General features: G+C 62.1%; 26 protein-coding genes. 13 read left to right on the forward strand and 13 right to left on the reverse strand.

The annotated features are described in order from the left end of the window. Positions 1–15: 15 nt before the first annotated feature. Entirely contained in the window at positions 16–585 is a 570-nt protein-coding gene (locus G5V57_RS10040; RefSeq protein ID WP_165167363.1) for a helix-turn-helix domain-containing protein, read from the reverse strand. An 85-nt stretch (positions 586–670) separates the two neighbouring features. Here G5V57_RS10040 and G5V57_RS10045 point away from each other — a divergent pair, with 85 nt between their 5' ends. From G5V57_RS10045 to G5V57_RS10105, 13 genes are all read left to right on the forward strand, one after another. Continuing rightward, positions 671–1,675 (forward strand): arginase family protein, encoded by a 1,005-nt coding sequence (locus G5V57_RS10045; RefSeq protein ID WP_165167364.1) that lies wholly within the window; start codon positions 671–673, stop codon positions 1,673–1,675. A 102-nt stretch (positions 1,676–1,777) separates the two neighbouring features. Further along, positions 1,778–2,326 carry a L,D-transpeptidase gene (locus tag G5V57_RS10050; RefSeq protein WP_165167365.1) on the forward strand — a complete coding sequence of 183 codons (549 nt, stop codon included), beginning with the start codon at positions 1,778–1,780 and terminating at the stop codon, positions 2,324–2,326. A gap of 447 nt (positions 2,327–2,773) precedes the next feature. Continuing rightward, the gene (locus G5V57_RS10055) at positions 2,774–3,220 is read left to right on the forward strand and encodes a hypothetical protein (protein ID WP_165167366.1); all 447 of its coding nucleotides are present in this window, start codon (positions 2,774–2,776) and stop codon (positions 3,218–3,220) included. Positions 3,221–3,287: 67 nt separating this feature from the next. After that, positions 3,288–3,665 carry a hypothetical protein gene (locus G5V57_RS10060; protein WP_165167367.1) on the forward strand — a complete coding sequence of 126 codons (378 nt, stop codon included), beginning with the start codon at positions 3,288–3,290 and terminating at the stop codon, positions 3,663–3,665. A gap of 93 nt (positions 3,666–3,758) precedes the next feature. Continuing rightward, positions 3,759–3,953: a hypothetical protein gene (locus tag G5V57_RS10065; RefSeq protein ID WP_165167368.1), complete on the forward strand. Its 195-nt coding sequence runs from the start codon at positions 3,759–3,761 to the stop codon at positions 3,951–3,953. A 254-nt stretch (positions 3,954–4,207) separates the two neighbouring features. Beyond that, a complete protein-coding gene (locus tag G5V57_RS10070; protein ID WP_165167369.1) occupies positions 4,208–5,137 on the forward strand; it encodes a LysR family transcriptional regulator in 930 nt (309 codons plus the stop codon). A 114-nt stretch (positions 5,138–5,251) separates the two neighbouring features. After that, the gene (locus tag G5V57_RS10075; RefSeq protein WP_165167370.1) at positions 5,252–5,743 is read left to right on the forward strand and encodes a formate dehydrogenase subunit gamma; all 492 of its coding nucleotides are present in this window, start codon (positions 5,252–5,254) and stop codon (positions 5,741–5,743) included. Further along, complete coding sequence (locus G5V57_RS10080) at positions 5,740–7,293, forward strand: NADH-quinone oxidoreductase subunit NuoF (RefSeq protein ID WP_165167371.1); 1,554 nt, start codon at positions 5,740–5,742, stop codon at positions 7,291–7,293. Before G5V57_RS10075 ends, G5V57_RS10080 begins: the two co-directional genes overlap by 4 nt. Positions 7,294–7,304: 11 nt before the next feature. Then, positions 7,305–10,190, forward strand: coding sequence for a formate dehydrogenase subunit alpha (fdhF, locus tag G5V57_RS10085; protein WP_165167372.1), 2,886 nt, complete (start codon positions 7,305–7,307; stop codon positions 10,188–10,190). Between the two features lie 4 nt (positions 10,191–10,194). Continuing rightward, positions 10,195–10,998 (forward strand): formate dehydrogenase accessory sulfurtransferase FdhD, encoded by an 804-nt coding sequence (fdhD, locus tag G5V57_RS10090; protein WP_206530239.1) that lies wholly within the window; start codon positions 10,195–10,197, stop codon positions 10,996–10,998. A gap of 17 nt (positions 10,999–11,015) precedes the next feature. Then, on the forward strand, positions 11,016–11,231 hold the full coding sequence (locus G5V57_RS10095) for a formate dehydrogenase subunit delta (protein ID WP_165167373.1): 216 nt from the start codon (positions 11,016–11,018) through the stop codon (positions 11,229–11,231). Positions 11,232–11,326: 95 nt separating this feature from the next. Beyond that, positions 11,327–12,118 carry an SDR family oxidoreductase gene (locus G5V57_RS10100; RefSeq protein WP_165167374.1) on the forward strand — a complete coding sequence of 264 codons (792 nt, stop codon included), beginning with the start codon at positions 11,327–11,329 and terminating at the stop codon, positions 12,116–12,118. A gap of 57 nt (positions 12,119–12,175) precedes the next feature. Continuing rightward, positions 12,176–12,910 carry a glutamine amidotransferase gene (locus tag G5V57_RS10105; protein WP_165167375.1) on the forward strand — a complete coding sequence of 245 codons (735 nt, stop codon included), beginning with the start codon at positions 12,176–12,178 and terminating at the stop codon, positions 12,908–12,910. Positions 12,911–13,237: 327 nt separating this feature from the next. Here G5V57_RS10105 and G5V57_RS10110 read toward each other — a convergent pair whose 3' ends face one another. The 12 genes from G5V57_RS10110 to G5V57_RS10165 form a co-directional block, all read right to left on the reverse strand. Next, on the reverse strand, positions 13,238–13,447 hold the full coding sequence (locus G5V57_RS10110) for a tautomerase family protein (protein ID WP_165167376.1): 210 nt from the start codon (positions 13,445–13,447) through the stop codon (positions 13,238–13,240). Between the two features lie 12 nt (positions 13,448–13,459). Beyond that, positions 13,460–14,377: an SMP-30/gluconolactonase/LRE family protein gene (locus G5V57_RS10115; protein WP_165167377.1), complete on the reverse strand. Its 918-nt coding sequence runs from the start codon at positions 14,375–14,377 to the stop codon at positions 13,460–13,462. Between the two features lie 81 nt (positions 14,378–14,458). Continuing rightward, positions 14,459–15,598 (reverse strand): FAD-dependent oxidoreductase, encoded by a 1,140-nt coding sequence (locus tag G5V57_RS10120; protein ID WP_165167378.1) that lies wholly within the window; start codon positions 15,596–15,598, stop codon positions 14,459–14,461. A 42-nt stretch (positions 15,599–15,640) separates the two neighbouring features. Further along, a complete protein-coding gene (locus G5V57_RS10125; protein WP_165167379.1) occupies positions 15,641–16,765 on the reverse strand; it encodes a hypothetical protein in 1,125 nt (374 codons plus the stop codon). Positions 16,766–16,808: 43 nt separating this feature from the next. Next, complete coding sequence (locus G5V57_RS10130) at positions 16,809–17,609, reverse strand: PfkB family carbohydrate kinase (RefSeq protein ID WP_165167380.1); 801 nt, start codon at positions 17,607–17,609, stop codon at positions 16,809–16,811. Between the two features lie 11 nt (positions 17,610–17,620). Beyond that, on the reverse strand, positions 17,621–18,634 hold the full coding sequence (locus tag G5V57_RS10135) for an SIS domain-containing protein (protein WP_165167381.1): 1,014 nt from the start codon (positions 18,632–18,634) through the stop codon (positions 17,621–17,623). Positions 18,635–18,718: 84 nt separating this feature from the next. Beyond that, entirely contained in the window at positions 18,719–20,179 is a 1,461-nt protein-coding gene (locus G5V57_RS10140; protein ID WP_246737680.1) for an HlyD family type I secretion periplasmic adaptor subunit, read from the reverse strand. Next, the gene (locus G5V57_RS10145) at positions 20,103–22,232 is read right to left on the reverse strand and encodes a type I secretion system permease/ATPase (RefSeq protein WP_165167383.1); all 2,130 of its coding nucleotides are present in this window, start codon (positions 22,230–22,232) and stop codon (positions 20,103–20,105) included. The genes G5V57_RS10140 and G5V57_RS10145 overlap by 77 nt, the downstream gene beginning before the upstream one ends. Before the next feature lie 136 nt (positions 22,233–22,368). Further along, positions 22,369–23,130 carry a hypothetical protein gene (locus tag G5V57_RS10150; RefSeq protein WP_165167384.1) on the reverse strand — a complete coding sequence of 254 codons (762 nt, stop codon included), beginning with the start codon at positions 23,128–23,130 and terminating at the stop codon, positions 22,369–22,371. A gap of 204 nt (positions 23,131–23,334) precedes the next feature. Then, entirely contained in the window at positions 23,335–24,024 is a 690-nt protein-coding gene (locus tag G5V57_RS10155) for a hypothetical protein (protein WP_165167385.1), read from the reverse strand. Next, positions 24,021–24,608 carry an RNA polymerase sigma factor gene (locus tag G5V57_RS10160; protein WP_371744761.1) on the reverse strand — a complete coding sequence of 196 codons (588 nt, stop codon included), beginning with the start codon at positions 24,606–24,608 and terminating at the stop codon, positions 24,021–24,023. Before G5V57_RS10160 ends, G5V57_RS10155 begins: the two co-directional genes overlap by 4 nt. Positions 24,609–24,746: 138 nt before the next feature. Beyond that, positions 24,747–25,958 carry a hypothetical protein gene (locus G5V57_RS10165; protein WP_165167387.1) on the reverse strand — a complete coding sequence of 404 codons (1,212 nt, stop codon included), beginning with the start codon at positions 25,956–25,958 and terminating at the stop codon, positions 24,747–24,749. Positions 25,959–26,308: the final 350 nt, after the last annotated feature.

A 26,308-nucleotide genomic window follows, 5' to 3' on the forward strand; every position in this document is an offset into this window, starting at 1 on the left:
GAATAAGGATGCGGCTCACGCCGGCGGCGGCATCAGCATGAACAGAGCTTGCGCCGGCAGGCTCTCGGAGGCGTTGCGAAATGTATGCGGCCGGCGCGGATCGAAGGTCATCGCATCGCCTTCATCGAGGGCCGTTTCCTCGTCATCGACCCTGACGAGGAGCCGACCTTTGAGGACGAAGACGAATTCCTCTTCGCAATTGAGGCTGTAGAGGGCTTCGCCCCCGCTGCCACCGGGCGCCAGATCCGACATGATGACTTTGGCTTTGACGGCGCTGCTCGGCGACAGGAGGTAATCGCTGATCCGCGCGCCGCCGAATTTGATCGGCATGCGCTCGGCCTTGCGCACCACCGCGGACCCGACAGTCGAGAAGAGACTGCCGACCGGCAGGGACAGCACATCGCACAACCTGACCAGGAGGGCGACCGACGGGGAGGCCTTGTCGCGCTCGACCTCGCTGAGGAAGCCCTTGGTGACGTCGGCGGCTGCCGCGACCTGCTCCAGGGTCAAGTCGAGCTGCCGGCGCTTGAGTCGCAGCATGGCGCCGATGCGCGGCGAGTTGCGGATCGGGGGCGAAGTTGTCATAAGGTCGAGTTTATCACAGCCTAACTTTGTTGACCTATACAAAACTGATCATTATTCTCAGCCTTTCAATCGAGGAGGCTGCTCCATGACCGGCAACGCATTAGAGGAAGCCAAGGCCAGTTCGCAATCCTGGTATTGGTGGGGGATCCCGACCTTCTTCCGCTGCCCCTGGAACGAGGATCCGGCGGCCTGCGATATCGCTTTGGTCGGGGTGCCGCATAGTTCCGGCAACGGCTCGACCGAACGCGACCAGCATCTGGGCCCGCGCGCCGTCCGCAATGTCTCGGGCTACTATCGCCGCGCGCACGGCATCCATGATTTCGCGCCCTTCGACACGGCGCGTATCCACGATCTGGGCGACGTGCCGCTGCCCGAGGCGATGAACAACGAGGCCTGCGTGCGCGACATCGAGGCCTTCTACGCCAGGCTGGACGAGGCCGGCACCCGCCCCGTCTCGATCGGCGGCGATCATTCGATCACCGGGCCGATCCTGAAAGCCCTGGCGGGCCCCGGCCGCAAGCTCTCCAATGGCCGGCCGGCGGCGCTCATCCATTTCGACGCCCATACCGATTCCTACGAGAACATCCCGCATTGGCTGGGCGCGCGCCGCTCGGCCGCGCATTGGGCCGCCTATACCGCCAGGGAACAGGCGGTCGATCCGTCGCGCGGCCTCCAGATCGGCATGCGCGGCCACCCCTCGGCGGCGATCCATCAGGGCAAGGTCGGCTCCTCCAGCGAGGAACTCGGCTACCGCGTGGTCAAGATGGCGGAATTCGAGGAACTCGGTGTCGCCAAAACCGTCGAGATGATCCGTGAACGGGTCGGCGACGGCCCCGCTTATATCACTTTCGATCTCGACTGCCTCGATCCGAGCGTGGCGCCAGGTGTCTCCAATCTGGAGCCCGGCTTCTCGGGCTTTACCATCCGCGAGGCGACCCGGATGTTGCAGGGCCTGAAGGGCCTCGACATTATCGGCGCCGACGTCGTCTGCTTGATGCCGACCAAGGACAGCCCGAACCAGATCACCGCCCAGGTCGCCATGGTAATGATGTTCGAGCTCCTGTCGCTGATCGCCTGGCGCCGCCGGTAGGATGACAAGGCAGGCGGTCGCAGCCTTAGGTGGAATAGATCGTGGACGTGGCCGCGCAAATGGCTAGAATGGGGTATCGTCCTGGCTTCAGGGGAGAAGTCCATGCGTTTGAGGCTCGTTGTGGCCGCGGTCATGCTGCTGGGCATGCTCGGTGCCGGGAATGCCTTCGCCGCCAATGTGCTGATCTCGATCAACAAGTCCAACCAGAAGATGACGGTTTCGATCGACGGCGAGAAGACCTATGTCTGGCCGGTATCGACCGGTGTCAGCGGCTACACGACGCCGAGCGGGACTTACCAGCCCTTCCGCATGGAGCGCGATCACTTCTCCAAGGAATGGGACGACGCGCCCATGCCGTATTCGATCTTCTTCACCCCGCAGGGCCATGCCATCCATGGCAGTCCCTACACCAAGCGGCTGGGAACGCGCGCCTCGCATGGCTGCGTGCGCCTGGCGCCTAACAATGCCGCGATACTCTTCGCACTGGTACAGAAGAATGGCATGAAGAACACGCGTGTCGTCCTCAAAGGCGGCTTCGACTTCGATTTCTTCTCCTCTTCCGATTCGGACTTCTTCGAATACACGCCGCGCAAGAGCAAAGGCCAGAAGCGGCGCAATCCGCTCGCCGGCCTCAGCGATATCTTCGATTGACCGTACACTGAAGTTTGTCGGCAGCGCGGCCGAGGCGCCTGGACCAGGATCGCTTCAGGCCGGTTTGGCCTGAAACGATCATGATCGGAACGTTAAATTCAGCGCGTGATCGGACGGAAAACCGGTGTCACTATTTCGCATCCCGCGCCAGGAACCGATTGTGAGAAAATAGGTTCACGACTGGTTCCACATGTACTACGACAATGTCGATGCGCGCTGCCGAGGCCGGACGTGCGATATGGGTCTTGTTGCGCAATTTCGATGCATCCGCTGAAGATAAATGCACGTCTTCCGATAGAACCGGTGCATAAGGAGCAGATGCGCCCGCAAGGCTTCATTGCATCCGACACTCTGTATGGCGGCCGGAGCCCGTCCTATATTCAATTCGACGTCGCGCGGATCTGGCGGGGCGTTAACGCTATGAGGTTGCGCGATGGAAGGAGGACGATGGCCTGGTTGATCGCTGCAATCGTTTTTATTGTCCCGCTGGTGTTTTTTCCACGCGCCGTCGGCTACATGCTGCTGGTCGCGTTGGTCCTATTGGGCGGCTGGGCCCTCTACGAATCACTTTTGAACAGGCAGAACCTGGCCGATGAGGAAAAGGTTAAGATCACCGCCCTGTACGATCCCGTAGCCTGTGCGCCACAGACACCTGTTTCGGCAAACGTGGTGAACGACAGCGCCCGCGAAGTCGCGTCGGTGCGCTTCGATATAGCCCTCAAACGACGAGGATACAGTAATGAAATCGGCCGTTTATCGCGTCTTCTGGACGATCAGCCGATGCCGCCGGGCGCGCGGTCTCATTACTGCTACGCCCTGCCCGTGCTGATCCCTCCAGTAAACCCGGATGAGCTGGAATTCGTGATTCCTCTCCAATTTGTCACTTTTAAATGAAGCCTCTTGTAGGTATGAAACCTCTGCATGTGCAGTGCGTATTCAACGGGGGCGGCTATGGTGGAAAATGCTGACTTCTCCTAAATCAAAAAGATCCGTTTCTCCCGCGAACAAGAAACGGCCGGCCTCCCGCGTGTGGTCACCTGTAACCTTCGGCTGGGCTTCGGTTGCGGCCGAACTTCGGGCCGCGCGGCTTGCCCGGCATTTCACGATTCGTGACCTCGCCCGTGAAGTCGATTGCGACCACACTGTCATTTTCCGGCTTGAACGCGCCACGCCTGTTGCTGTTGAGCACTTGATATCCCTGCTTCTGTGGCTGGGCCGCGAGCCTTACCAGTTCACCGCGGTGGACAAGCGTTTCAAGACCAAGCTTTCGCCCGGCATGTCGAAGAAAGTTGCCGGTCAGAGCGCTCCGCGCAGGGCTGCCAAGAAAGCCAAGCGCTGACACGGGCGGGCCGCCTGATCGGGCGGCCTATCGCTGGGTTACGGTGTCGGTTATAGTGCCCTCGGTTAGCATGCGTTGACCGAGGGTTTCGTCGTGAGCAAACACGTGGCCGAGAAGCCGCCAGCACCAGGAACCGCCCCCTGGGCACCCCACATTGTTTACGCCCCCTTGCCCCGCTGGCCGGTCGTCATTCCTCTGGGTCTGCTGGCTGTCCTGGCTGCGGGCGCCTGGCTTTTGCTCGAGCAGGGGCATATGCCCCCGATCGCCTCCCTCACCGGATCACTTTAGGTAAATTTTGCCCTGAACACATGAAAGCCCTCGCCTGATGGCGAGGGCTCTCGCGGGGTGCGGATCCGGGGGCAATGTCACCGTCCCCGACTGCGACTATACGCCCATGAGTAACGCTTTGTAACGTGAATAAAATTGGCCCTAAATCACGCGAATATTTCTTGACCAACAATTTTTGCGTGTATTTTTTGACTGATTTGCCTTCGCCAAAGGCCCCTCTTCATATAAAGGCCGGCGATCTGCTATCGGGTCCTATGGATATCCGTCAGCTTTCCTATCTGTCGGCTCTCGCCCGCGAGAAGCACTTCACCCGCGCCGCCCAGGCCTGCAACATTTCGCAGCCGACCTTGTCCGGGCGCATCCGCCAGCTCGAGCAGGAACTCGGCGTTCCGATCGTCGAGCGTGGCCAGCGCTATCACGGGCTCACGCCGGAAGGCGAAAGGGTGCTCAAATGGGCCCATACCATCCTCGACAACTGGCAGGCGATGCAGCAGGAGCTCGCTTCGATCAAGGGGCGCAAGGAACAATTGACCGGCCGGCTGATGATCGGCGCGGTGCCCTCAGCACTTCCCATGGCGCCGCTTCTGACGCAGACCATGCAGGCTCAGCATCCGGGCGTCGATTTCACCGTTCTGTCCCATTCGACCGCCGAGATCCTGCGCGGCCTCAACGATTTCTCGCTCGATGTCGGCATCGCCTATCTCGACAATGAGCCGATCGACGGTCTCACCGCCTCGCCGCTCTATCGCGAGCGCTATTGCCTTTTCGTCGCCTCGGCTCATCCGCTTGCCAGCCGCGAGAGCGTGTCCTGGTTCGAGGCGGCCCAGGAGCCTCTGTGCCTCCTCACCCCCAATATGCAGAACCGCCGCATCATCGACCGCGCTTTCCGCAGCGCCAACTGCCAGCCGCAACCGCGCCTCGAGACCAATTCGGTGATCAATCTGTGGTCCAATGTGCGTTTTGCCTGCCTTGCCAGCATCATGCCGGAATATTTCCTCGACGCGCTCGGCCCCGCGACCGGAGTCTCCGCCGTTCCGCTGGCGGATCCTCATGTGGAACATGCCGTCGGCCTGCTCGTGGTCGACCGCGAACCTCTGGCGCCGATTATTGCTGCATTGCAGCAAGTCGCCCTTGGCTTCGATCCCGCCGCTTTGCGCAAGCCTCCGCCGCTTCATCGGGAGTAGCAATCATCTGATCGGAACTACCGATTTGCCGGGATCCGCCTGTTCCGGCAAACGGGAATGATTATATAATGTTGGTACCCGGCGCCGGTCATCCGGCCAGGAAGGTTTGGCTCGATGCTGACGAAGCCCGAATTGTCACCGGAAAGCGAGCGCGCCCGTGACGTCTGCAGCCGCCACGGCAACCGCCCGGACGAGTTGATCGAAATTCTGCACGAGTTGCAGGATGAGTTGGGCTATGTGCCCGAAAGCGTCATTCCGGTCATCGCGAAAACCATCAATCTCTCCCGCGCGGAAGTCCATGGTGTCGTGACTTTCTATCATGACTTCCGGCGCGAACCGGCCGGCCGCCATGTGGTGAAGATCTGCCGTGCCGAGTCATGCCAGTCGATGGCGGGGGAGGCATTGTGCAGTCACGCCAAGGCAAGCCTGAAAGCGGGCTTCGGAGAGACGACAGCCGATGGCGCCGTCACTCTCGAAGCCGTCTACTGCCTCGGCAACTGCGCCCTGTCGCCGGCGATGATGGTCGACGGCCAGTTGCATGGCCGCGTCGACGCCCGCCGCTTCGACGAGATCATGAGCGAAACGCTGAGCGAGGCCGCGCAATGACCCGCGTCTTCGTACCGGACGACGCCGCCGCTCTTTCGATGGGTGCCGACAAGGTCGCGTCCGCCCTCAAGGCCGAAGCGGACAAACGCAATCTCAACATCGAGATCATCCGCAACGGCTCGCGCGGACTCCTCTATCTGGAGCCCTTGGTCGAAGTCGAGACGTCCGCCGGCCGTGTCGCCTATGGGCCGGTTGCGGTCAAGGATGCCGCCTCGCTCTTCGAGGCCGATTTCCTGAATGGCGGCAAGCATCGTCTCGGCCACGGCCTCACCGAGGAGATCGACTACCTCAAGAAGCAGGAGCGCCTCACTTTCGCGCGCTGCGGTATCATCGATCCGCTGTCGGTCGCGGAGTACAAGGCGCATGGCGGCTTTGCCGGGCTCGCCGCGGCGCTCAAGAAATCCGGCGCCGACATCTGCAAGGACGTCACCGAGTCAGGTTTGCGCGGCCGCGGCGGCGCCGGCTTCCCGACCGGCATCAAATGGAAGACGGTCCACGACGCCAGGGCCGATCAGAAATATGTCTGCTGCAATGCCGATGAGGGCGACAGCGGCACCTTCGCCGATCGCATGCTGATGGAAGGCGACCCCTTCACCTTGATCGAAGGCATGACCATCGCCGGCATCGCCACCGGCGCCACCCAGGGCTATGTCTATATCCGCTCCGAATATCCCCATGCCATCGCTAAGATGAAACAGGCGATCGCCGTGCTGCTCGCGGCCGGCTTCCTCGGCGACAACATCCAGGGCTCGGGCAAATCCTTCGCGCTCGCCGTGCGCACCGGTGCCGGCGCCTATATCTGCGGCGAAGAGACCTCCATGCTCGAAAGCCTCGAAGGCAAGCGCGGCATGGTGAGGCCCAAGCCGCCGATCCCGGCGCTCGAAGGCCTGTTCGGCAAGCCGACCGTGATCAACAATGTCCTGAGCTTCGCCGCGGTGCCGGATATCCTCAGCCATGGCGCGGAATTCTACAGGAATTACGGCATGGGCCGCTCGCGCGGCACGCTCCCGTTCCAGCTCGCCGGCAATATCAGGCAGGGCGGTCTGGTCGAGAAGGCTTTTGGCATCACCTTGCGCCAGCTTCTCGAGGACTTCGGCGGCGGCACTTTTTCCGGCCGGCCGGCGCGGGCCATACAAGTGGGCGGGCCTTTGGGCTCCTATGTGCCGGCATCGCAATTCGACATGGCCATGGATTACGAGACCTTCGCCGCCAATGGCGCCATGGTCGGCCATGGCGGCATCGTGGTGTTCGACGACACGGTCGACATGGCGCGCCAGGCGCGTTTCGCCATGGAGTTCTGCGCCATCGAATCCTGCGGCAAGTGCACGCCCTGCCGAATAGGTGCTGTACGCGGTGTCGAGGTGATCGACCGTATCATTGCCGGCGTCGAGCGCGACAAGAACCTGATCGTCCTCGACGACCTCTGCCAGACCATGACCGAAGGCTCGCTCTGCGCCATGGGCGGCTTGACGCCCATGCCGGTGCAGAGCGCCGTCAAGCATTTTCCCGAGGATTTCGACCGGCCTCCCGTGGCCAAGGCCGCAGAATAGGAGAGAGCGAGATGCATACGCTCATCAAGGAAATCGACTACGGCACGCCCAAATCCGACGCCGCCAAAATGGTGACGCTCGAGATCGACGGCCAGTCGGTCACGGTGCCGGAAGGCACATCGATCATGCGCGCCGCGATGGAGCTTGGCACCAAGATCCCAAAGCTGTGCGCCACGGATTCGATGAAGAGCTTCGGCTCCTGCCGGCTCTGCCTGGTCGAGATCGAAGGCCGCAAGGGCACGCCGGCCTCCTGCACCACGCCGGTGGCGCCGGGCCTCAAGGTCAAGACCGAGACCGATCATCTGGCGCAACTGCGCAAGGGCGTGATGGAGCTCTATATCTCCGACCATCCGCTCGACTGCCTCACCTGTGCCGCCAATGGCGACTGCGAGTTGCAGGACATGGCGGGTGCGGTCGGCCTGCGCGAAGTACGCTATGGCTATGAGGGCGACAATCACGTCTTCGCCAAGAACAACGGCTCGGAGAATTTCCGCTACAAGCCGAAGGACGAGAGCAATCCCTACTTCACCTTCGATCCGGCGAAATGCATCGTCTGCTCGCGCTGCGTGCGGGCTTGCGAGGAGGTGCAGGGCACATTTGCGCTGACCATCGACGGACGCGGCTTCGCCTCGCATGTCTCGGCCGGCATGGACGAGGATTTCCTTGCCTCCGAATGCGTCTCCTGCGGCGCCTGCGTGCAGGCCTGCCCGACCGCGACGCTGACCGAGAAGTCGATCATCGACAAGGGGCAGCCCGATCATTCGGTGGTGACGACCTGCGCCTATTGCGGTGTGGGCTGCTCTTTCAAGGCCGAGATGAAGGGCGACGAGGTCGTCCGCATGATGCCTTACAAGGATGGCGGCGCCAATGAAGGCCACTCCTGCGTGAAGGGCCGCTTCGCCTGGGGCTATGCGACGCATCAGGACCGCATGATGAAGCCGATGCTGCGCGAGAAGATCACCGATCCCTGGCGCGAAGTTTCCTGGGACGAGGCGATCGACTTCACCGCCAAGCGATTCCTGGACATTCAGGCCAGGCACGGCGTGGGCTCGATCGGCGGCATCACCTCGTCGCGCTGCACCAATGAGGAAGTCTATGTGGTGCAGAAGATGATCCGCGCCGCCTTCCACAACAACAATGTCGATACCTGCGCCCGCGTCTGTCATTCGCCCACCGGCTATGGCCTGAGGCAGACTTTCGGCACCTCCGCCGGCACCCAGGATTTCAAGTCGGTCGACCAATGCGATGTGATGGTCGTCATCGGCGCCAATCCGACCGACGGCCATCCGGTCTTCGCCTCGCGCATGAAGAAGCGCCTGCGCGAGGGCGCCAGGCTCATCGTCATCGACCCACGGCGCATCGACATCGTGCGCTCGCCCCATATCGAGGCCGACTATCATCTGCCGCTGCTGCCCGGCACCAATGTCGCGATCTTCAACGCCTTCGCTCATGTCGTGGTGACCGAGGGCCTGGTGAAGCGCGACTTCGTGGCCGAACGCTGCGAGCCCGAGGATTTCGCACGCTGGGAGAAGTTCATCGCCGATCCGAAGCATTCGCCGGAAGCGCTCGAGAACATCACCGGTGTTCCCGCCGCCGACGTGCGCGCCGCGGCGCGTCTCTATGCGACGGGCGGCAACAGCGCCATCTATTATGGCCTCGGCGTCACCGAGCACAGCCAGGGCTCGACCATGGTCATGGCCATGGCCAACCTCGCCATGGCCACCGGCAATATCGGGCGCGACGGCGTCGGCATCAATCCTTTGCGCGGTCAGAACAATGTCCAGGGCTCCTGCGACATGGGATCGTTCCCGCATGAATTCTCGGGCTACCGCCACATCTCCGACAACACGGTGCGCGATCTGTTCGAGAAAGTATGGAATGTCGGGCTCGATCCGGAGCCCGGCCTGCGCATCCCGAATATGTTCACGGCCGCCGTCGAAGGCAGCTTCAAGGGCCTCTTCGTTCAGGGCGAGGACATCGCCCAGTCCGATCCCAACACCAATCATGTGAACGCGGCGCTCGAATCGCTCGAATGCCTCGTGGTGCAGGATCTCTTCCTCAACGAGACGGCCGCCTTCGCCCATGTCTTCCTGCCGGGCACGTCCTTCCTCGAGAAGGACGGCACCTTCACCAATGCCGAGCGCCGCATCAACCGCGTGCGCCCGGTGATGGCGGCGAAGCAGGGAATGCAGGAATGGGAAGTCGTCGCGCGCATCGCGACCGCCATGGGCTATCCGATGAGCTATTCCTCGGGCGCCGAGATCATGGACGAGATCGCCCATGTCACGCCGACCTTCGCCGGCGTCAGCTTCGAGAAGCTCGACCGTCTGGGCTCGGTGCAGTGGCCGTGCAATGACGCGGCACCCGAAGGCACGCCGATCATGCATGTCGAGAAGTTCGTGCGCGGCAAGGGCCGCTTCATGGTCACCGAATTCGTACCGACGGATGAGCGCACCAACCGCTTCTTCCCGCTGATCCTGACCACCGGGCGCATCCTCAGCCAGTACAATGTCGGCGCCCAGACGCGGCGCACCGCCAATGTCGCCTGGCATCCCGAGGATGTGCTGGAGATCCACCCGCATGACGCCGAAGTGCGCGGCATCAAGGACGGCGCAATGGTCTCGCTGTCGAGCCGCGTCGGCGCCACCTCCTTGCGCGCCATGATCACCGACCGCATGCCGCAGGGTGTGGTCTACACCACATTCCATCACCCGGTGACCGGCGCCAATGTGATCACAACCGAGAATTCCGACTGGGCGACCAACTGCCCGGAATACAAGGTGACCGCGGTGCAGGTGACGATCTCCAACCAGCCCTCCGACTGGCAGGTGGAATGGGAGCAGCGCGAAAACGAGCACAAGCGCGTGGCCATCGAGCCGCTTGTCGCGGCGGAGTGATGCCGTGACCGCCAGGCCCGATCCCATCCGGGCAGCCGAGCCTGCGACCTCACGGCCGGCCGAGGGGCGCCACTATCGCGCCGACGGCACGAGTGCGGGCCTCGTCTGGCAGTTGCCGGAGGAGGTTCCGGTGGCGATCATGCATAACTCGGTATCGACCGCGGTGATGATGGCGACGCCTGCCGATCTCGAGGATTTCGGCGTCGGCTTCTCGCTGTCGGAGGGCTTCGTCACCGAGGCGTCCGCCATCCGCAATGTGGTGGCGCTGCCCGTCGACAATGGCTTCTGTGTCGATATCGCTGTCGATGAGGCGGCACTAAAGCCGCGTTCGGCACGCGCGCTCGAAGGGCGCACCGGCTGCGGCTTGTGCGGTGTCGAGGACATCGCCGATGTCGTCAAGCCGACAGCGCCGGTGAGCCCTCGCTTCGCGCTCGATCCGGGCGCCGTGCTGAAGGCTTTTGCCGAATTTCCCGCGCATCAGCCGATGAACCGGCACAATCATTCCGTGCATGCCGCCGCCTGGGTGAGCCCCGAGGGCGGGATCCTGCTGGCGCGCGAGGATATCGGCCGCCACAATGCGCTCGACAAGCTGCTGGGCGCGGTGATCCGTCAGGGGCTCGACAGGAAAGCGGGCTTCGTCGCCATGACCAGCCGCTGCAGCTTCGAGCTGGTGCAGAAATGCGCCCAGCTTGGGATCGCCCATCTGGTGACGATCTCGGCGCCGACGAGCCTGGCGCTGCATCTGGCGCAAGGGGCGGGCATCACGCTGGCGAGCCGAGCCCCCGACGGCATTGTGTGTTTTCATTGATCAGGCAGACCCAGAGTATGGACCAGTTCAGCGACATCAAGCGCATGGCCAATCAGATCGCCAGGGCATTTGCGACCTGCCCGGAAGAAGAGGCCGTCAAGGAGACGGCCAATCATATCAAGTCCTACTGGGACCCGCGCATGCGCAGGCAACTGGCCGAGCTGATGGCCAAGGACGCCGGCGCTTTGAGCCCCGTGGCCTTCGCCGCCGGCAAGAAGCTGGGGCTGGGCTAGCCGCCGCCGCCGCAAGCGCGGCGTCGTGGAGGCAGGCAAAAACGGCGTATACGGACCATCTTTTCTCTGCCCCAATTGCCCTATAGACAGGGGCTATGGTCGATAAATCCCCTTTTCCGACGGTTCTGATCACCGGCGCCTCGAGTGGCATCGGCGAAGCTTTTGCCCATGTCGCGGCGGGCGAAGGCCATCCCCTCATCCTGGTGGCGAGGAGCGAGGCCGAGTTGCACCGGGTGCGCGGCGTGGTGATCGCGCGCTATGCCGTGCCGGTTTCGGTCATCGTGCTCGATCTGGGCAAGCCGGGAGCCGCTGACACGCTGGCCAATGAGCTCGAGGCCCGCAAGCTTGACGCCGATATCGTGATCAACAATGCCGGCTTCGGGCTTATCGGCAAGGCGGCCGATCTTTCGCGCGAGGAGCAGCTCAGGATGATCGACCTCAATGTCCGCGGCCTTGCCGACATCACCTTGCGCTTCCTGCCACAGATGCTCGCCAGGGGAAGCGGCGGCATCATCAATGTCGCCTCGACCGCGGCCTTCATGCCGGGACCCAATATGGCAGTCTATTTCGCCTCCAAGGCCTTCGTCGTCTCCTTCACGGATGCGCTCTATGAGGAGTCCAAGGGGACGGGCGTGACCCTCACCACCTTGAGTCCGGGGCCGGTCGAGACCGACTTCCAGCGCCGTGCCGGGATGAAGCAGTCCCGCGCCTTGAGTAAAAGCGCCATGGCGGTGGCCCAGGCCGGCTGGGCCGGCTTCAAGGCCGGCGAGAGGCTGGTCGTGCCGGGCACGATGAACAAGCTCGCCGCCTATGCGCTGCGCGCCGCGCCGCGCCGCATGATCCTGCCGGTGATCCGGCGCGCCATGGGCGCGGCCAAGGACAAGTGAGCGCATCGGGCCGATGTGCAAACGCAAAGCCTACCCTCTCGACGGTTGATCGGCTCTATGTCACGCTTGCGAATCATGCCTGCCGGCAAAATCCTGGTCGTGCTGCATTCCGAAACCTCCTCGCCGGGGCGGATCGGTCACATGCTCGAGCAGAAGGGCTACAGACTGGACATTCGCCGTCCCTGTCTCGGTGACAGCCTGCCGGAAACGCTGGAGGATCACGCGGGCGCGGCTATTTTCGGCGGCCCGATGAGCGCCAATGACTGCGACGCGTTCATCCGCGACGAGACCGACTGGATCGGCGTGCCGCTCAAGGAAAGCAAACCCTTTCTCGGCATCTGCCTTGGCGCCCAGATGCTTTCGCGGCATCTCGGCGGCAAGGTCGGTCCGCATGAGGAGGGTTTTGTCGAGATCGGCTATTATCCTCTCATTCCCACCGAGGCTGGCCGCAAGCTCGGCGACTGGCCGGGCCAGGTCTATCATTGGCACCGCGAGGGCTTCACGCTCACCGAAGGCTGCGAGCTTCTGGCGACCGGAGAGACTTTCGCCAACCAGGCCTTTCGTTATGGCGATACCGCCTTCGGCCTGCAGTTTCATCCGGAAGTGACGCGCCTCATGATGCATCGCTGGTCGGTCAGGGGCGCCCATCGCTTCGCGCTCAAGGGTGCCCAGAACGGCGCCGAACATCTCGCCGGCCAGATGCTTCATGATGCGCCGGTGCGCGACTGGCTGTCAGGCTTTCTCGACGCCTGGCTCAAGCCCGAAGCGACGGCCGCCGCGCGGGCTGCCTGACCCCTTCCGCGCCACCCTCTTCACAATCTGTTAACCAGCTGAAAAAGTTCAATTTTTAGCTATTTGGAAACTTCGTTGGGTCATCATCCTCGACCAAGGCTCTCGAGGGTGAATAGCGGGGCCGCTGCCGGGATCAGGTATTGCGTACCCGGCGGAATTTCTGAAAGCGGGGAGTGCCGGTGGGCCTCCCCGTTTTTCTAGATCACGATCACTTCAGGTCGAATCGACCTGAAGTGATAAACGTGATTGGAATCTTTAGTTTAGCGCGTGATCGGACGGAAAACCGGTACCCACTTTTCCTGATCACGCGCTAGGTTTCACGCTCGATCAGGATTTCGAGCGCAATGTCTCGACATCGGTTTCGCCCACATACCAGTCGCGGGCGGCGACTTCCTCGAACACGACCCAGACGTCGTTCTGTGTCAGTCCGGTCGCCTTGGTGATCGCGGCCGTGACGGCCTTGCTGATCTCGGCCTTCTTCCCCTTGGGATCGGCGGCGATGACTTCCTTGACGATGCGGATATTGACGAAGGGCATGCAAGCCTCCTCTCAGCAGATCTTCACGCCATTGACCATCAGACGGACTGAGTAGAGCGACGTCGTTCCGCAGATATAGAGGACATTGCGCTTCGGCCCGCCCCAGGCGCAGTTGGCCACCACTTCCGGCACCTTTACCTTGCCGATCAGCGTGCCGTCCGGATCGTAGCAATGGATTCCATCGGCGGCGCTGGTCCAGATGCGCCCGTCGGTATCGAGGCGGAATCCATCGAACAGGCCGGAGGTGCAATCAGCAAACACGTCGCCGCCCGAGACCTTGTTTTTGCTGTTGACCTTGAACACCCGCATATGCGCGGGATTCTGCGGCCCATGGGTACGGCCGGTATCGACGACATAGAGGAGACTTTCGTCCGGCGAAAAAGCGATACCGTTCGGCCGCACCATATCGGTGATCACCGCGTCGACCTCACCGCTCTTCGGATCGATGCGATAGACATGGCACGCGCCGATCTCGCTCTCGGCCTTGTTGCCCTCATAGTCGGTGTCGATGCCATAGGAGGGATCGGTGAACCAGATCGAGCCGTCCGATTTCACCACCACGTCGTTCGGCGAATTGAGACGCTTGCCCTTCCACTTGTCGGCAAGAGTGGTGATCGATCCGTCAGGCTCGGTACGGCTCACGCGCCGTCCGCCATGCTCGCAAGTGACGAGGCGGCCCTCGCGGTCGGTGGTGTTGCCGTTGCTGTTGCCGGCCGGCTGCCGGAAGACGCTGACCGAGCCATCGGTCTCGTCGTAGCGCAGCATGCGGTCATTCGGTATGTCGGACCAGACAAGATAGCGCCCGGCCGGAAAGTAGACCGGCCCCTCGGCCCAGCGGCAGCCGGTGAACAATTTGTCGACCTGTGCACTGCCGTTGAACAGCCGCCCGAAGCGGGCATCGAGAATCTCGTAATAGTCGGAAGTAGCCATCGCTCCACCCATCTCCCTTTTGTATGATATATCGAGCCTGACATCGCGGCGGATTGCAAGCCCTCTGATGCAGGCCGCGCCTCACCGTGAAATGGCGTCGCCCGCCGCCGCTTTTTTTCCGACAAGCGAGGGCCTATCGCGCCTGAGCAAAGGATGTGCAGGCTTCCCGTCGACCACATCGGCGACAAGCGGCCCGAGCGCCGGCCCGAATTTGAAGGCATGGCCCGAGCAGCCGCAGGCGAGCACCACCGGCCCGACGCGGTCGACGATGAAGTCCCCATCGGGCGTCATGGTCCAGGGGTGTCGCTGCACCAGTTGCACCTGACGCGGGAAGTCGGGCATGCGTCGGTCGAGCCAGGCGAAAAGGCGTGCCTGTTCTTCGTAATCCGGCTGCCACTGGTCGACATCCGGAACCCAGCCCTCCTGGCCCGTGCTGAAAGCGAGCTTGTAGCCGATGCCGGGGACGGGATGGCCATAGACGCCACCGAGCCCTTCGCCCTCACCGCCCCATTCGCCGATGCCCGGCCGATCGACGAGTTCCTGGGCCGCGATGAAGGTGACCTGCGCGATGGACGGCGCCAGCGGCATATGGATGTCGAGCGTCGCGAGCAAGGCACCGGTCCACGGCCCGGCGGCCACGACCACTGTTCCAGCCTCGAGCCGGCGCTTCTCTGTCACCACCTGCGTGAGGTTTCCGGGCTCGATCGCGATGACGCGCTCGGGTTCGAACAGCTTCACACCGTCGCCAAGAACCTTGGCCTTGAGGGCCGCCATGCCGGTGTCGGACAGCACCGTGCCGGCCTGCGCGTGGAAAAGGCCGATATCTCCGGGCGCGGTCAGAAGATGCGGCAGCTTGCGGCGTAGACCCGCGGCATCGAGCTCATCAATCACGCCGCCTGCTTCGCGCACCGCTGACGCAATGGCGGCGAGCTTGGTGTCGAGACCGAAATCGACCTGTCCGGTGAGATGCAGGATCTGACGGCCGCCCGCTTTTTCGAGAGCGCGCCAGCGGTGGATCGCGTCCAAAGCGAGCTCCACATAGAAAGGATGGTCATAGGCGATGCGGATGCCGCGCGAGCGCCCGGTCGATGACGTCGCCGGGTGGCCGCTGCCGAAACGGTCGATCACCGCCACGCGCCGCCGGCGCGCCGCGAGTTCGGCTGCTGTCGCGAGGCCGAATATGCCGGCGCCGATGACGATTACATCGAACGAGTTGGACATGGAGCGAGTCGGTCCTGGATTTGTAGGAAGTGGTTTATCCGATCACGCCGGATAGCGGTAGAGCGCGGCGACCGGCGATGTCGCCACCGGCAGATCCGCCTGCCTGAGGCCCAGAACGCGGCCACCGGCGCGCAGCGTCAATCCGGCGATCTCATCGATGATGTCATAGGTGTCGGCACTCGCCCCCTTGGCCACGTCGATGGCCCCCGTGGTCTCATCGATCGTGCCGTCGACGACGCTGTCGATCTCGACGAGCAAGGTGTCGACGGCGCCATTCGCCGCGGCGCGCGCCACTTGCGCGAGATCGGCTCCGGCGCGGCCCTGGTCTTCGCGCAGGCGATATTGCTCATTGAGCGCCTGGATGCGTCCGGCATGAAGGCGCTGCAGGATCGGTCGCGCGAACTCGGCGAGTTCGCCCGCCGACATCCGGTCGGGATTGCCTTTGATCGTCTCTGGGGCGAGATGCTCGTAGCTGTTCACCGAGCGATAGATCGTATCGAAATCATCGACCGACGCCAGGATCAGGGGAATATCGCGACCGGCCAGCAGCGGCCGCAAAGCGGCATCGATCTTGCGGCTGTAATTGCGGCGATGAAACGTCTCGCCCGCACCTCCCTGGAAGCGCCCGCCGGGCGATGTGTCGCGGCTCTTGGCGCGGGCACCTGACGCATCCATGTTTTTCGGCATGTCCTGGACGGCGACGGCCTCCGCCGGCAGATCGCCATGCATCTCGATGAGCCTGGCGCTGTTCTCGGACAGAGCGAGAATGAAAGCGACATCGGGGAAGGCCGCGGCGCGTATCAGCGGCTTGACATGAAAGCGGTCGGCCACCTCGACGAGCGCCGCCAGACGCGTCGGAAGGCGAAAGCTCGTCAGGTTCTCGGGCGTGACATAGAGGACGAGGCTTGTCGCCTGATGCGCCCAGAAATCCTCATCCTCCGAGAGATGCTCGATCTGTTCTTCGATGGCGGAGATCTTGCGCTTGTCGAATCCGGCATCTTTCAGCTGGCGGGTCGCTTCCTTGGCGAGATTCTTCAGCTCGATGATGCTGGCGCCGATCTCCTGCGTGAGCCGGGTCGTCGGCAGTACGATGGTGACCGAGCCCTCGCCGCGCGCGGCAGCCAGGCGTGTCAAGTCTTCGGCCGTCGGCAGATCGACATGGAGCATGATCCGGATCCTCGCTCGCTGATGGCGCCGATAAGGCTAACACTCAATCCTGGATGAAGCCACCGAAGAACTGACAGGTCCGCGCCGCTTCCCGGTGACCCCTTGCGAGGCATTGGGTGATGGGTAAGTCGTTGAGATGCGCTGAAAGGAAGCCCGCGATGAAACTGTCGCCGGCGCCGGTCGTATCGCTGACTGCGACCGGCAGCGCCTCGCCACTGACGATGTCGTCACCGGCAAGCGCAAGCGACCCTTGCGCTCCACGCAGGATCACTGCGAGGCGAGCACCTTTCCGGCAAATCTGACGCGCGAGACGCATGCCCTCTGCCGCGCTGCCGTCACAGGAAGCAAAGGCGATCGACAAAGCGTCCGGCGAGATGTTCTCAGGCGCGGCATTGACGGAGAGATCCTGCGAGACGCTGATCCCCTCGTCAGCGAGTGCGCGTTTCGTCGAGCCGCCGTCGTCGAGCCAGCCGATATGCACATGGCGCATCGTCTTCAGCCGCGCGAGGTCAATCGCATCAGGGCGGTAGCCGCGACAGACGCCGAAATCCTCCGCCATGAAATGCCGCTCGCCATCCGGCCCCGTTGCGATGGTGGTGAGCGATGTCCGTCCCGAAGAGACGGTCTTGAGCGCAGCGATGTCGACGCCGATCTTCGCTAGTACCGCCCTGACGCGCCGGCCCTCCGCATCGTCGCCGACGGCGCCGAAATAGGCTGCGTCATGTCCGAGACGGCGGAGATTAACCGCGACATTGACGGCATTGCCACCAACCAGCTGGCGATCGACCGGCGGCAGATAGCGGTCGATGCAATTGTCACCGACCGTGGCGATCCGGACGGTCACCGTCGTGGGTCCTAATAGGCGACACGTTTGTAGTAGCGCCGGGTCGTCAACGGATGGTTGCGCAGATGCTCGAGATGAGCGGAAAGACGCTCGAGCTCGGTGGCGAGAATGGCGGGCGACAGAAGCGACCGCAGCACCGCCGGAATGCCGGGAAGCTCGGCATCGCGCGGATCGAGGATGGTGAGCTTGTCGGTATATTGCCGCGCGAACTTCTCCACTCTTTCACCGAGCGGCCGGAACTCGTCCTCGCTGTGAAAGAGGATGACGCTCACGCCTTTTTCCACCACTTCGAGCGTGCCATGGAAGAAATCCGAGGCATGCACCGGCCGGGTTCGGATCCATTGCATCTCTTCCAGGATGCACATGCCGTAATAAAAGGCCTCGGGCCAGACCGACCCGGCGCCGGTGATGATGTGATAGGGTTCATCCTTGAGTTGCGCGGCGAGCGTCGCGGCACGCGCCTCGAAACCGGACTTCGCCTTGAGGAGTGCGGCGGGCAATTGCGCGAGCGCCGGCGCAACTTCCGTATAAAGGCTCGATTCGCCGCGATGCTGGAGCAGCGACAGCGCGATCAGCAGGCTTTGCACATAGAAGGATTCCGACGATGTGTCGTCCTGCGCGTAATTGACGAAAGCATGATCAGCCGCCTTGCCGAGGGCTGAGTCCGCATGGCCGACCAGAGTGATGATGCGGGCGCCCCTGGCGCGGCAGAAGTCGAGCGCCGCGATGCTCTCCCGCGTCGTGCCGGAGAGCGAGGGAATGATCACCAGCGAGTCCGGTCCGAGCGCGTGATGGTCGGTGAGGACGAGCTCGGCCGACCTGTCGGTGAAGACCTGGAGGCCTGAGCGCCGGGCGAGCAGCGCCGCCGCCGGATACATCAATATTGCGGCACCGCCGGTGCCGAGGAAAAATACGCTGTCGAGGCCCTCCGCCACATAGCGCCCGAGCACGGCATGAATCTCGTCATGGAGGGCTACCGCACCTCCCTGGATCTTGAGGAAGCGGTCGGCGTCGAAATTGAGCATGGTATTGTCTCTCCCGCAGCCATGTAACCATGCCGCCGCGCCCCTTAGCAAGCGCGCCTCGCACGCACTCCTCGGTCCGATGCTTTAACGCTCCCGCAAGCTCTCCTGCGTATGGCGCAGCAGCGGTGAAAGCAGATAGTCGATGATGCGGCGTTCGCCGGTGTTGATTTCGACGGTCACGGCCATGCCGGGCCTTAGCGGCACGACCTGATCGCCGATCTTCATCGAGGTGCGATCCAGACTGACCCGGGCGGCGAAGCCGGGCTCGCGGCTGCGTGCTTCCGATGCATTGCTCGTCGCCGGATCTGGTGTTGAGTCGGGTGAAACACTCAGAAGCTTGCCATCGATCAACCCATAGCGGGTGAAGGTGAACGTATCGACCTTGATCTTCGCAGGCTGGTCGGCATGCACGAATCCGATGTCGGTGTTGGCTATCAACGCCTCGATCTCAAGCCGGGTGTCTGTCGGAACCAGCACCATAAGTGTATCGGCCGGCTTCACCACGCCGCCGATCGTGTGGATGGCGAGCTCCTGCACGATGCCATCGATCGGCGCCGCCAGGATTTGCCGCTTCATGCGTTCCTCGGCCTTGACGAGATCCTGCGTCAGCGTCTGCACCTTGGCTCGTGCATCGGCAAGGGCGGCAAGCCAGCTGCGCCGCTTTTCGGCTTCGGCTTCACGCCGCGACTCGGCGACCGCCGCCGCCGCCGCCTGCGCTTCGCTCAAACGGCCCTGCTGCACCGCCAATTCGTGCTCCATCTCGAGCACCTTTTCCTGGGCGTCGAGATAGGCAAGCTTCGACCCGACATTGCCTTTATAGAGTACCTGGCGCATGTCGAGTTCCTCCCGCAATAGCGGCAGCACGGCGTTCAGCTTCTCGATTGTGGCAGCGACCGCGACGCGATTGGCTTCTGACTGGGCCGCCTGCTGATCAAGCCCGGCGAGCTTGGCGCGGAATTCAGACATTGCGCTGCCGACCAGCTGGCGACTGAGTGCCGCCTGCACTCCGTCGGTACCCGGGGATGCGACGAAGGCGGCGGCCGGATCTGGCGCCCCCGACAGCATCGCCTCCAGTCGCGCCACTTCGAGGCGAGCAACGAGGAGTTCGCCGGCCAGTCGGTTTCGGTCGGCCTCGCTCTCCGTTGGATCGAGCTCGATCAACGAATCGCCTGCCTTCACCATCTGCCCATTCTGAACGTGAATCGCGTGAACGATGCCGCTGTCGAGCGATTGGATAAGCTTGCTACGCCCGGTAGGCACGATCTTGCCCGGAGCAGTCGCCACGATATCGACCCAACCCAGCACCGACCAGGCCAAGGCCAGTACAAAGAATACGATAATCGCGCCGGCAATCGCACGACCGGCAGGCGAGGCCGGCGTCTCTATGATTTCCAGGGCTGCCGGAAGAAACTCGCGCTCGTCGTGGGGCGTGTAAAGAAGCGGAAGCCTTTGGATCGATGCGACCATGTCACCCCACCTCCCGCAGTCCCGTCTGCGCGCGATAGAGCATGGCGTATTGTCCATCGCAGAGCATGAGTTCGTCATGCGAGCCGTCTTCGACGACCCGGCCGTGCTCGATCGCCAATATCCGGTCGGTTTGCCGTAAGGCAGAGAGGCGATGAGCGATGATGAAGACGGTGCGCCCGGCACAGATGCCCTGCATGTTCTGCTGGATGATCCGCTCGCTTTCGTAATCGAGGGCGCTTGTTGCCTCATCAAAGATCAGTATCCGGGGATTGGCGACCAGAGCACGCGCGATGGCAATGCGCTGGCGTTGCCCGCCGGACAGCAACATGCCGCGCTCGCCGACGCAGGTGTCGTAGCCCTCCGGGAGCTCGAGAATGAAATCGTGTGCGCCGGCAAGCCGCGCCGCCGCCATCACCCGCTCCATCGGCGTCGCCGGATCGGTGATTGCGATGTTGTCGCGGACCGACCGGTTGAACAGGATATCCTCTTGCAGGACGACGCCGATCTGACGTCTGAGCCAAGCGACATCGACAAGCGAGACATCGATGCCGTCGATCAGCACCCTCCCGCTTTCGGGGACATAGAGTCGCTGGATCAGCTTGGCCAGCGTCGACTTACCCGAGCCCGACGGGCCGACGATCCCGACGATCTGCCCGACGGGAATCCGGAAGTCGACCTCTGTCAGAACCGCCGGCCCGTTCGGCCGATAGCGGAATGTCACGCGTTCAAGGGCGACTTCGCCGCGGATCGCCGGCAAACTGGCGCGCGCCACACTATGCGAAGGCTCAGCAGGGGTATTGAGTATGTCACCGAGGCGCGCAATCGACAGCCGCGCCTGATGGAAGTCCTGCCACAGCTGGGCGAGACGCAAGACCGGGTTCATCACCCGGCCGGCCAGCATGTTGAAGGCGACGAGTTCGCCGACGCTGAGATTTCCGTCGATCACCAGCCGCGCGCCGAAATAGAGCGTCGCGGCCGTGACCAGCTTGCTGATCAGCTGGACCACCTGGCTCGCGACATTGCCAAGATTGGCGACCCTGAAGCTTGCCCGCACATAGCCGGCGAGCTGATCTTCCCAGCGCCTCTGCATCTGCGGCTCAACCGCCATGGCTTTCAGGGTCTCTATTCCTGTGACCGTTTCGACGAGGAACGCCTGATTTTCGGCGCCGCGCGCGAAGCGTTCGTCGAGCCGTCGGCGAAAGATTGGCGTCAGACCGGCTGAAAGCGCGATATAGAAGGGAAAGGCGACGATCACGATCCCGGTCAGCAGACGCGAGTAGTAGACCATCACCGCGAGGAACACCGTCGTGAAAACCAGGTCCACGATCAGCGTCAGCGTCGAGCCCGTGAGGAAATTGCGGATGTTTTCGAGCTCGCGCACCCGCGCCACCGAATCGCCCGCCCGCCGCGCCTCAAAATAGGCGAGCGGCAAGGCCACCAGATGCCGGAACAGCCGCGCGCCCAGCTCGACGTCGATCCGGTTGGTCGTATGGGAGAAAACGTAGGTTCGCAGCGCCCCGAGAACTGCCTCGAAGATCGAAACGGTAACCAGCCCGAACACCAGGATGTCGAGCGTGGGCAGGCTCTGCTGCACGAGCACTTTGTCGATCACCACCTGAAAAAAGAGCGGCGTCACCAAGGCGAATATCTGCAGGAACAATGAGGCGATCAGTACCTCGCCGAGAAGACGGCGATACTTGTGCATCGCCTGCATGAACCAGGTGATGTCAAAGCGCCGCGACAGATCGGAAAGACTCGCGCGCCGGGCCAGGAGGACGAGACGACCATCCCACATTGCCTCCAATTCACCGCGGTCCACGACCATCGGTTGCCGCTCGAACGGTTCCTGTATGAGCGCGCGATCGTCGGCGACCTTTGCCAGGATGAAGAACCGCCCGTCACGGCGACTGGCAATCGCCGGAAGCGGAGTCTTCTCCAGGCGCTTCCAATTGCTCGTGAGGCATCGCGCCTTGACCCCGCAGGATTTGGCGTGGCGGAGCATGTCGGACACGCCGATGAGGTCTCCAGGCGCGATGCAGTGGCGAATCTGCTCGGCGTCGGCGGCGACGCCGTGAAAACGCAGGAGCGCGACGAACACGGCAAGCCCGGCATCATTTGCATCGTTCTGCATCAGCGAGCACGCCTTTCAACATTCTTTGAGAGAAGCGCGTCTTCCTCGGAGCAGCTACTGCCAGTACCTGCCTCCGTGTACCCTCGCGAGCCACTCTGCCATGTTGAGTATTCTCTTATCCCCGCCGAAACAGGCGTCAGGCATGTTGATTATGCGCCGCCAGCACACGGTCCAAGTTCGTATTTTCCTGGTCAGGCGTTGCATGCCCTTGAGCCAGGCCGGACTGCCCGCCGCCAAAGCTTGCCATCGCCTGGACCAGGGCTTCGTTGCTGGTCTGCCCATTGAACGATACGAGCCGCTGGAGATTGCCATCGGCGTCGACTTCAAGGACACTGCCAATTCCAGGCGCATAGAATTTGAATTCGATGTCACCTGGGGAGAGGGCTGAAAAGTTCCTCGTCTCCAGAACGTTATTCTTGAACTTTCCAAATGGCACGGCCGCCGAAGTCTTCGCGGTGAGCACCTTCGCCTGGTCTTCCGCGACGTTGGCCGCATGCTCCTCGAAATAGCTGTTACCTTCCGCGGGATTCGCGAGCATGATAATGCCGGGCATCGCGTTGTTCACGCCGGCTCGCCAGGTGCCCTCGGTGCTTACGCCGCCACTGGGCAGGAACTCTTTCGTATCCTCGCCGAAATACCAGACATTGCCGGCTTTATCCTGGGCAAAATAGTCCTTGGTGATCTCGGTTGCTTTCCCGTCTTTCATGACGATATCCGAGACGACGACGCACTGCACACCATCGATCGTGATCGCCTGATTTGTGACGATGACAGTGTCAATGGACCCATCGCTGTCTGAGTAGACCCACGTGTTTCCGACCGCGAGCGGCATGTACCGGTTGGTGATCGGACCGCCGGTGAAATTATTTGCGTCGAAGGGTATGTTCATCTGTGACATTCAAGCCTCCTGCTCCATGCAATGCAAATCCCCACCTCCGAGAAGCGATCGCCATCGGATTGAAATCTCACAAAGCTCACTTACGCCGTCGACATTCTTTTTCTTTCAGGATCGTCGGCAAAAAAACTCAAATGCGCTAACATATAAGAATCGATCACGTTTATGAGTTGGATTGATTCATTCCAAACTCGTCGCGATCCAGGATCAATCGAATGCTTCGATCGTTTCGGCGCGGAAAGATGCGGGTCCGGTTCTCACACCGCGAATAGCGACGTCGCCTTCGTCCTCGAGCGCGCCGTCCAGATTTATGGTGGCGTGCGATATGTCCACCGTCCACACTTTGCGTTTAAAATCCGTCAGCTGAAGGGTATTCTTGTCGAGCAGCTTATCCGCGTTTCCGCCGAGATATCCCTGGTCCGGCCGGCTCCACTTGTCATAGGGCACATCGGTCTCCTCCCGGTAGGCGGCGATATGCGCGGCAAGAAAATCGTTGACCAAGCGTCCCGCTTCGACGAAGTGAAGCAGCGTCCCGAGCCCCAGGCTTGCGGCCAGGCACAGTGCGATGATCTGTATGGGCCGAAGCCGATAGCCGCGCCGCGTGCGGCGCACGCCGTAATAGGCACTTGCCACGAAGAGCGGCATCGAAAGCAGCCAGATGAATGGAATGCTGGCGAGCAGGTCGTCGAGCGGCATATTGTCGAAATCCCGCCCTCCCGTGGCGTAGTAGTCGGAAATTGCAAAGAGCAGAACGGCAATGCTCAGAGCGCCAAGGACGATCGACAGTGCGGCGAGACCCCAGAACACCGACCGCTTTGCGAGAAACAGATAATATGGCCGCGGAACCAGGTTCTGCCGCTGGATGGCTTCGAGGACCTTTTTTTCCAGGTCCGTCATTTGTCTGCCCAGGACGGGTTCATGGCGCGCCCTACTCTCAGTTGCTTCAGACCACGATTGATGAGCGTCGCGACGGTTCCCATTGGCATTTCGAGAATATCGGCAATTTCGTCGTAGCTCTTTTCTTCGAGGTACCGCAAGACGAGAACATCCCGGTAGCGCTGATCGAGCGCGGCCAGCGCCTTGCGGACATCTTCCGCGGTCCGGGACCTTTGCAACGTGCCTTCCGGACTGTCGTGGTCGGCGACACGTTCAAGGATAAGGCGCGCATCGTCGCTGTCGACGATTTGTAGGCCGGCGCGCTGCCGGCGCAGAAAGCTGATCGCCTCGTTGTGCGCGATCCGGTAGATCCAGGCGCCGAAGGGCCGCGACTTGTCATAGTCGTTGAGGTTCACATAGGCCTTGATGAAAACATCCTGCAACACATCGTCCGCCGATTGCAGGTGAGGGCCGAGCAGGCGCCGTACATAGCGTCCGAGCACAAGCTCATAGCGCCGCACCAGAGCGGCATAAGCATGCCGGTCTCGCAACGCCGCCTCGACCAGCCGGACGTCATCGGATAACGATTGGTCTGCCCCGGTCAACTCAGTCAGCCACCATGGGGGTTGTCTCTGTTATTCGAACCCTCTGCCCGCCGCGCCGAGATTACCATGCGGCCGATGGCGGACTTTTTTCAGGCCGCCCGGATCATGCGAGTTTGCCCCGCGCGCCGCCAGCGACGGCTACTTGCCGATGTCCCAGACGCCGCCATAGTAGAGAGTGAGGCGCACGCTGAACAGGTGGGCCTCCTGATCTTCGGCATCGCGCTCGAACGTATAGGCCGCGCCCAGATCCCAGTTGCCGTCCTCGATCGGCGTATCTTCCTCGGATGAATAAATCGCCTCAAGATCGACCATATAGTCGCGGGTATCAGGTCCGTCGGCGGTGATGTTCTTCTGCAGTGAGTATGTCGCGATATAGAGCATGTTATCGCGCTCCAGCGCGGCTGAGCCTGTTAAAATCAACGCATCATCCTGATCACCTTCGAAATGACGCAGATATGCCGCTTCACCGAGGAGTCGCAAGGCCGCATCGCTGTCGAACTCGTATTTCGCGAAGCCCGCGGCAAGGAACGCCTGCTCGTCCTGTGGTGTCGCCTGGTCGTCTTGCGGTGGCGCCTGGTCGTCAACTTGCTCGTCCTCAGGCGTCACCTCGTCGATAATTTGCTCTTCAATCGCGCGGCCAGCTTTCTGAAAACGATAGCCGATCCGGTATCCGAGATCGCCGTCATCGTAACATAGTTCGGGCTCGGCCCCCTTGCAGCCATTGAGGGCGATCGAGAAAGAGGAAACGCCCTCCGTATTGCCCGCGCCGCCATCAGACAGTTGCGTCCGTGGTCGATGGAAAAACAAGGACCCGCTCAGCGCGGTGCGATCGGTCGTGAAGGCTGTCGCGGCAATCGTGTTGTTGATGCCGAGGCTGTCGAATCCGAGGATAAGCTCGGCGCCGATGCGTTCGTCGGCATCGAAATTCGATGCGATATTGTCGGCGTTGATGCCGGGCAGCACTTCGCTGGCCAGACCGAAGATCGTATCGAATTTTCCCACCTGCAGGAGGGCCGGCCCCTTCTCGAACACCGCATAGAGTTCGTCGGCATAGGTGCCGATTCTCTCAAAAGTCGCGCTTTCGCCGGGCTCCAGGTCCACGACGGGCTCGGTTATGATCTCGGCCGCCATTTGAAAATAATCCGTCGGCGCGAGCAGATAATCGACGGTGATCGTCGGTTGCAACACATCGGATTTCAGGAAAGAGGGATCGGCTGCAAATATCCAGTCATTCTCGAGTTCCGTGGTAACTTCATATCCGGTGCAGGGCGCCGTGCAGTCTTGGGCGGCGAGGGGAATGGCAAGCGCCAGCGATCCCAGGAAGATGACAAGGAAGGGGAGAATGCGCATCGCCGCTCTCCCCGTCGTCACGCAGGCAGTCCAGTTGTCGCATGAGCCATGCCTAGCGGGCGCGCTTCAAAGAGAATGGGCAAGAACATTGGACGGACTTCCTCCTCCATGTATTGCCGACGCCGAGATCCGAGAGCGAGTGTTGCCGGATCTTGGCCTCTCAAACTTTACTTTAAACAAGACTCTGGCGTTTGCTCCCCTTGAATCCATTAATTTTCGTAAAGTTGCAGATGTGGGGTTGGGCAGCGAGTCCCCATGCCGCAAGGGCATTTGCACGAGGCCCAGTCCGGCCCGCATTCCCTTTCGACGGGGTGGGTATCTGCGGGGAATAGATCCGGTCGCCGGGATGG

The organism is Nordella sp. HKS 07 (assembly GCF_011046735.1).
Classification (GTDB): Bacteria; Pseudomonadota; Alphaproteobacteria; order Rhizobiales; family Aestuariivirgaceae; genus Taklimakanibacter.

Coding starts and splice junctions, on each gene's coding strand:
- G5V57_RS10040 (WP_165167363.1), bottom strand. CDS start 585: ATGACAACTTCGCCCCCGATCCGCAACTCGCCGCGCATCGGCGCCATG.
- G5V57_RS10045 (WP_165167364.1), top strand. CDS start 671: ATGACCGGCAACGCATTAGAGGAAGCCAAGGCCAGTTCGCAATCCTGG.
- G5V57_RS10050 (WP_165167365.1), top strand. CDS start 1,778: ATGCGTTTGAGGCTCGTTGTGGCCGCGGTCATGCTGCTGGGCATGCTC.
- G5V57_RS10055 (WP_165167366.1), top strand. CDS start 2,774: ATGGCCTGGTTGATCGCTGCAATCGTTTTTATTGTCCCGCTGGTGTTT.
- G5V57_RS10060 (WP_165167367.1), top strand. CDS start 3,288: ATGCTGACTTCTCCTAAATCAAAAAGATCCGTTTCTCCCGCGAACAAG.
- G5V57_RS10070 (WP_165167369.1), top strand. CDS start 4,208: ATGGATATCCGTCAGCTTTCCTATCTGTCGGCTCTCGCCCGCGAGAAG.
- G5V57_RS10075 (WP_165167370.1), top strand. CDS start 5,252: ATGCTGACGAAGCCCGAATTGTCACCGGAAAGCGAGCGCGCCCGTGAC.
- G5V57_RS10080 (WP_165167371.1), top strand. CDS start 5,740: ATGACCCGCGTCTTCGTACCGGACGACGCCGCCGCTCTTTCGATGGGT.
- fdhF (WP_165167372.1), top strand. CDS start 7,305: ATGCATACGCTCATCAAGGAAATCGACTACGGCACGCCCAAATCCGAC.
- G5V57_RS10095 (WP_165167373.1), top strand. CDS start 11,016: ATGGACCAGTTCAGCGACATCAAGCGCATGGCCAATCAGATCGCCAGG.
- G5V57_RS10100 (WP_165167374.1), top strand. CDS start 11,327: ATGGTCGATAAATCCCCTTTTCCGACGGTTCTGATCACCGGCGCCTCG.
- G5V57_RS10105 (WP_165167375.1), top strand. CDS start 12,176: ATGTCACGCTTGCGAATCATGCCTGCCGGCAAAATCCTGGTCGTGCTG.
- G5V57_RS10110 (WP_165167376.1), bottom strand. CDS start 13,447: ATGCCCTTCGTCAATATCCGCATCGTCAAGGAAGTCATCGCCGCCGAT.
- G5V57_RS10115 (WP_165167377.1), bottom strand. CDS start 14,377: ATGGCTACTTCCGACTATTACGAGATTCTCGATGCCCGCTTCGGGCGG.
- G5V57_RS10120 (WP_165167378.1), bottom strand. CDS start 15,598: ATGTCCAACTCGTTCGATGTAATCGTCATCGGCGCCGGCATATTCGGC.
- G5V57_RS10125 (WP_165167379.1), bottom strand. CDS start 16,765: ATGCTCCATGTCGATCTGCCGACGGCCGAAGACTTGACACGCCTGGCT.
- G5V57_RS10135 (WP_165167381.1), bottom strand. CDS start 18,634: ATGCTCAATTTCGACGCCGACCGCTTCCTCAAGATCCAGGGAGGTGCG.
- G5V57_RS10140 (WP_246737680.1), bottom strand. CDS start 20,179: ATGACGAACTCATGCTCTGCGATGGACAATACGCCATGCTCTATCGCG.
- G5V57_RS10145 (WP_165167383.1), bottom strand. CDS start 22,232: ATGCAGAACGATGCAAATGATGCCGGGCTTGCCGTGTTCGTCGCGCTC.
- G5V57_RS10150 (WP_165167384.1), bottom strand. CDS start 23,130: ATGTCACAGATGAACATACCCTTCGACGCAAATAATTTCACCGGCGGT.
- G5V57_RS10155 (WP_165167385.1), bottom strand. CDS start 24,024: ATGACGGACCTGGAAAAAAAGGTCCTCGAAGCCATCCAGCGGCAGAAC.
- G5V57_RS10165 (WP_165167387.1), bottom strand. CDS start 25,958: ATGCGCATTCTCCCCTTCCTTGTCATCTTCCTGGGATCGCTGGCGCTT.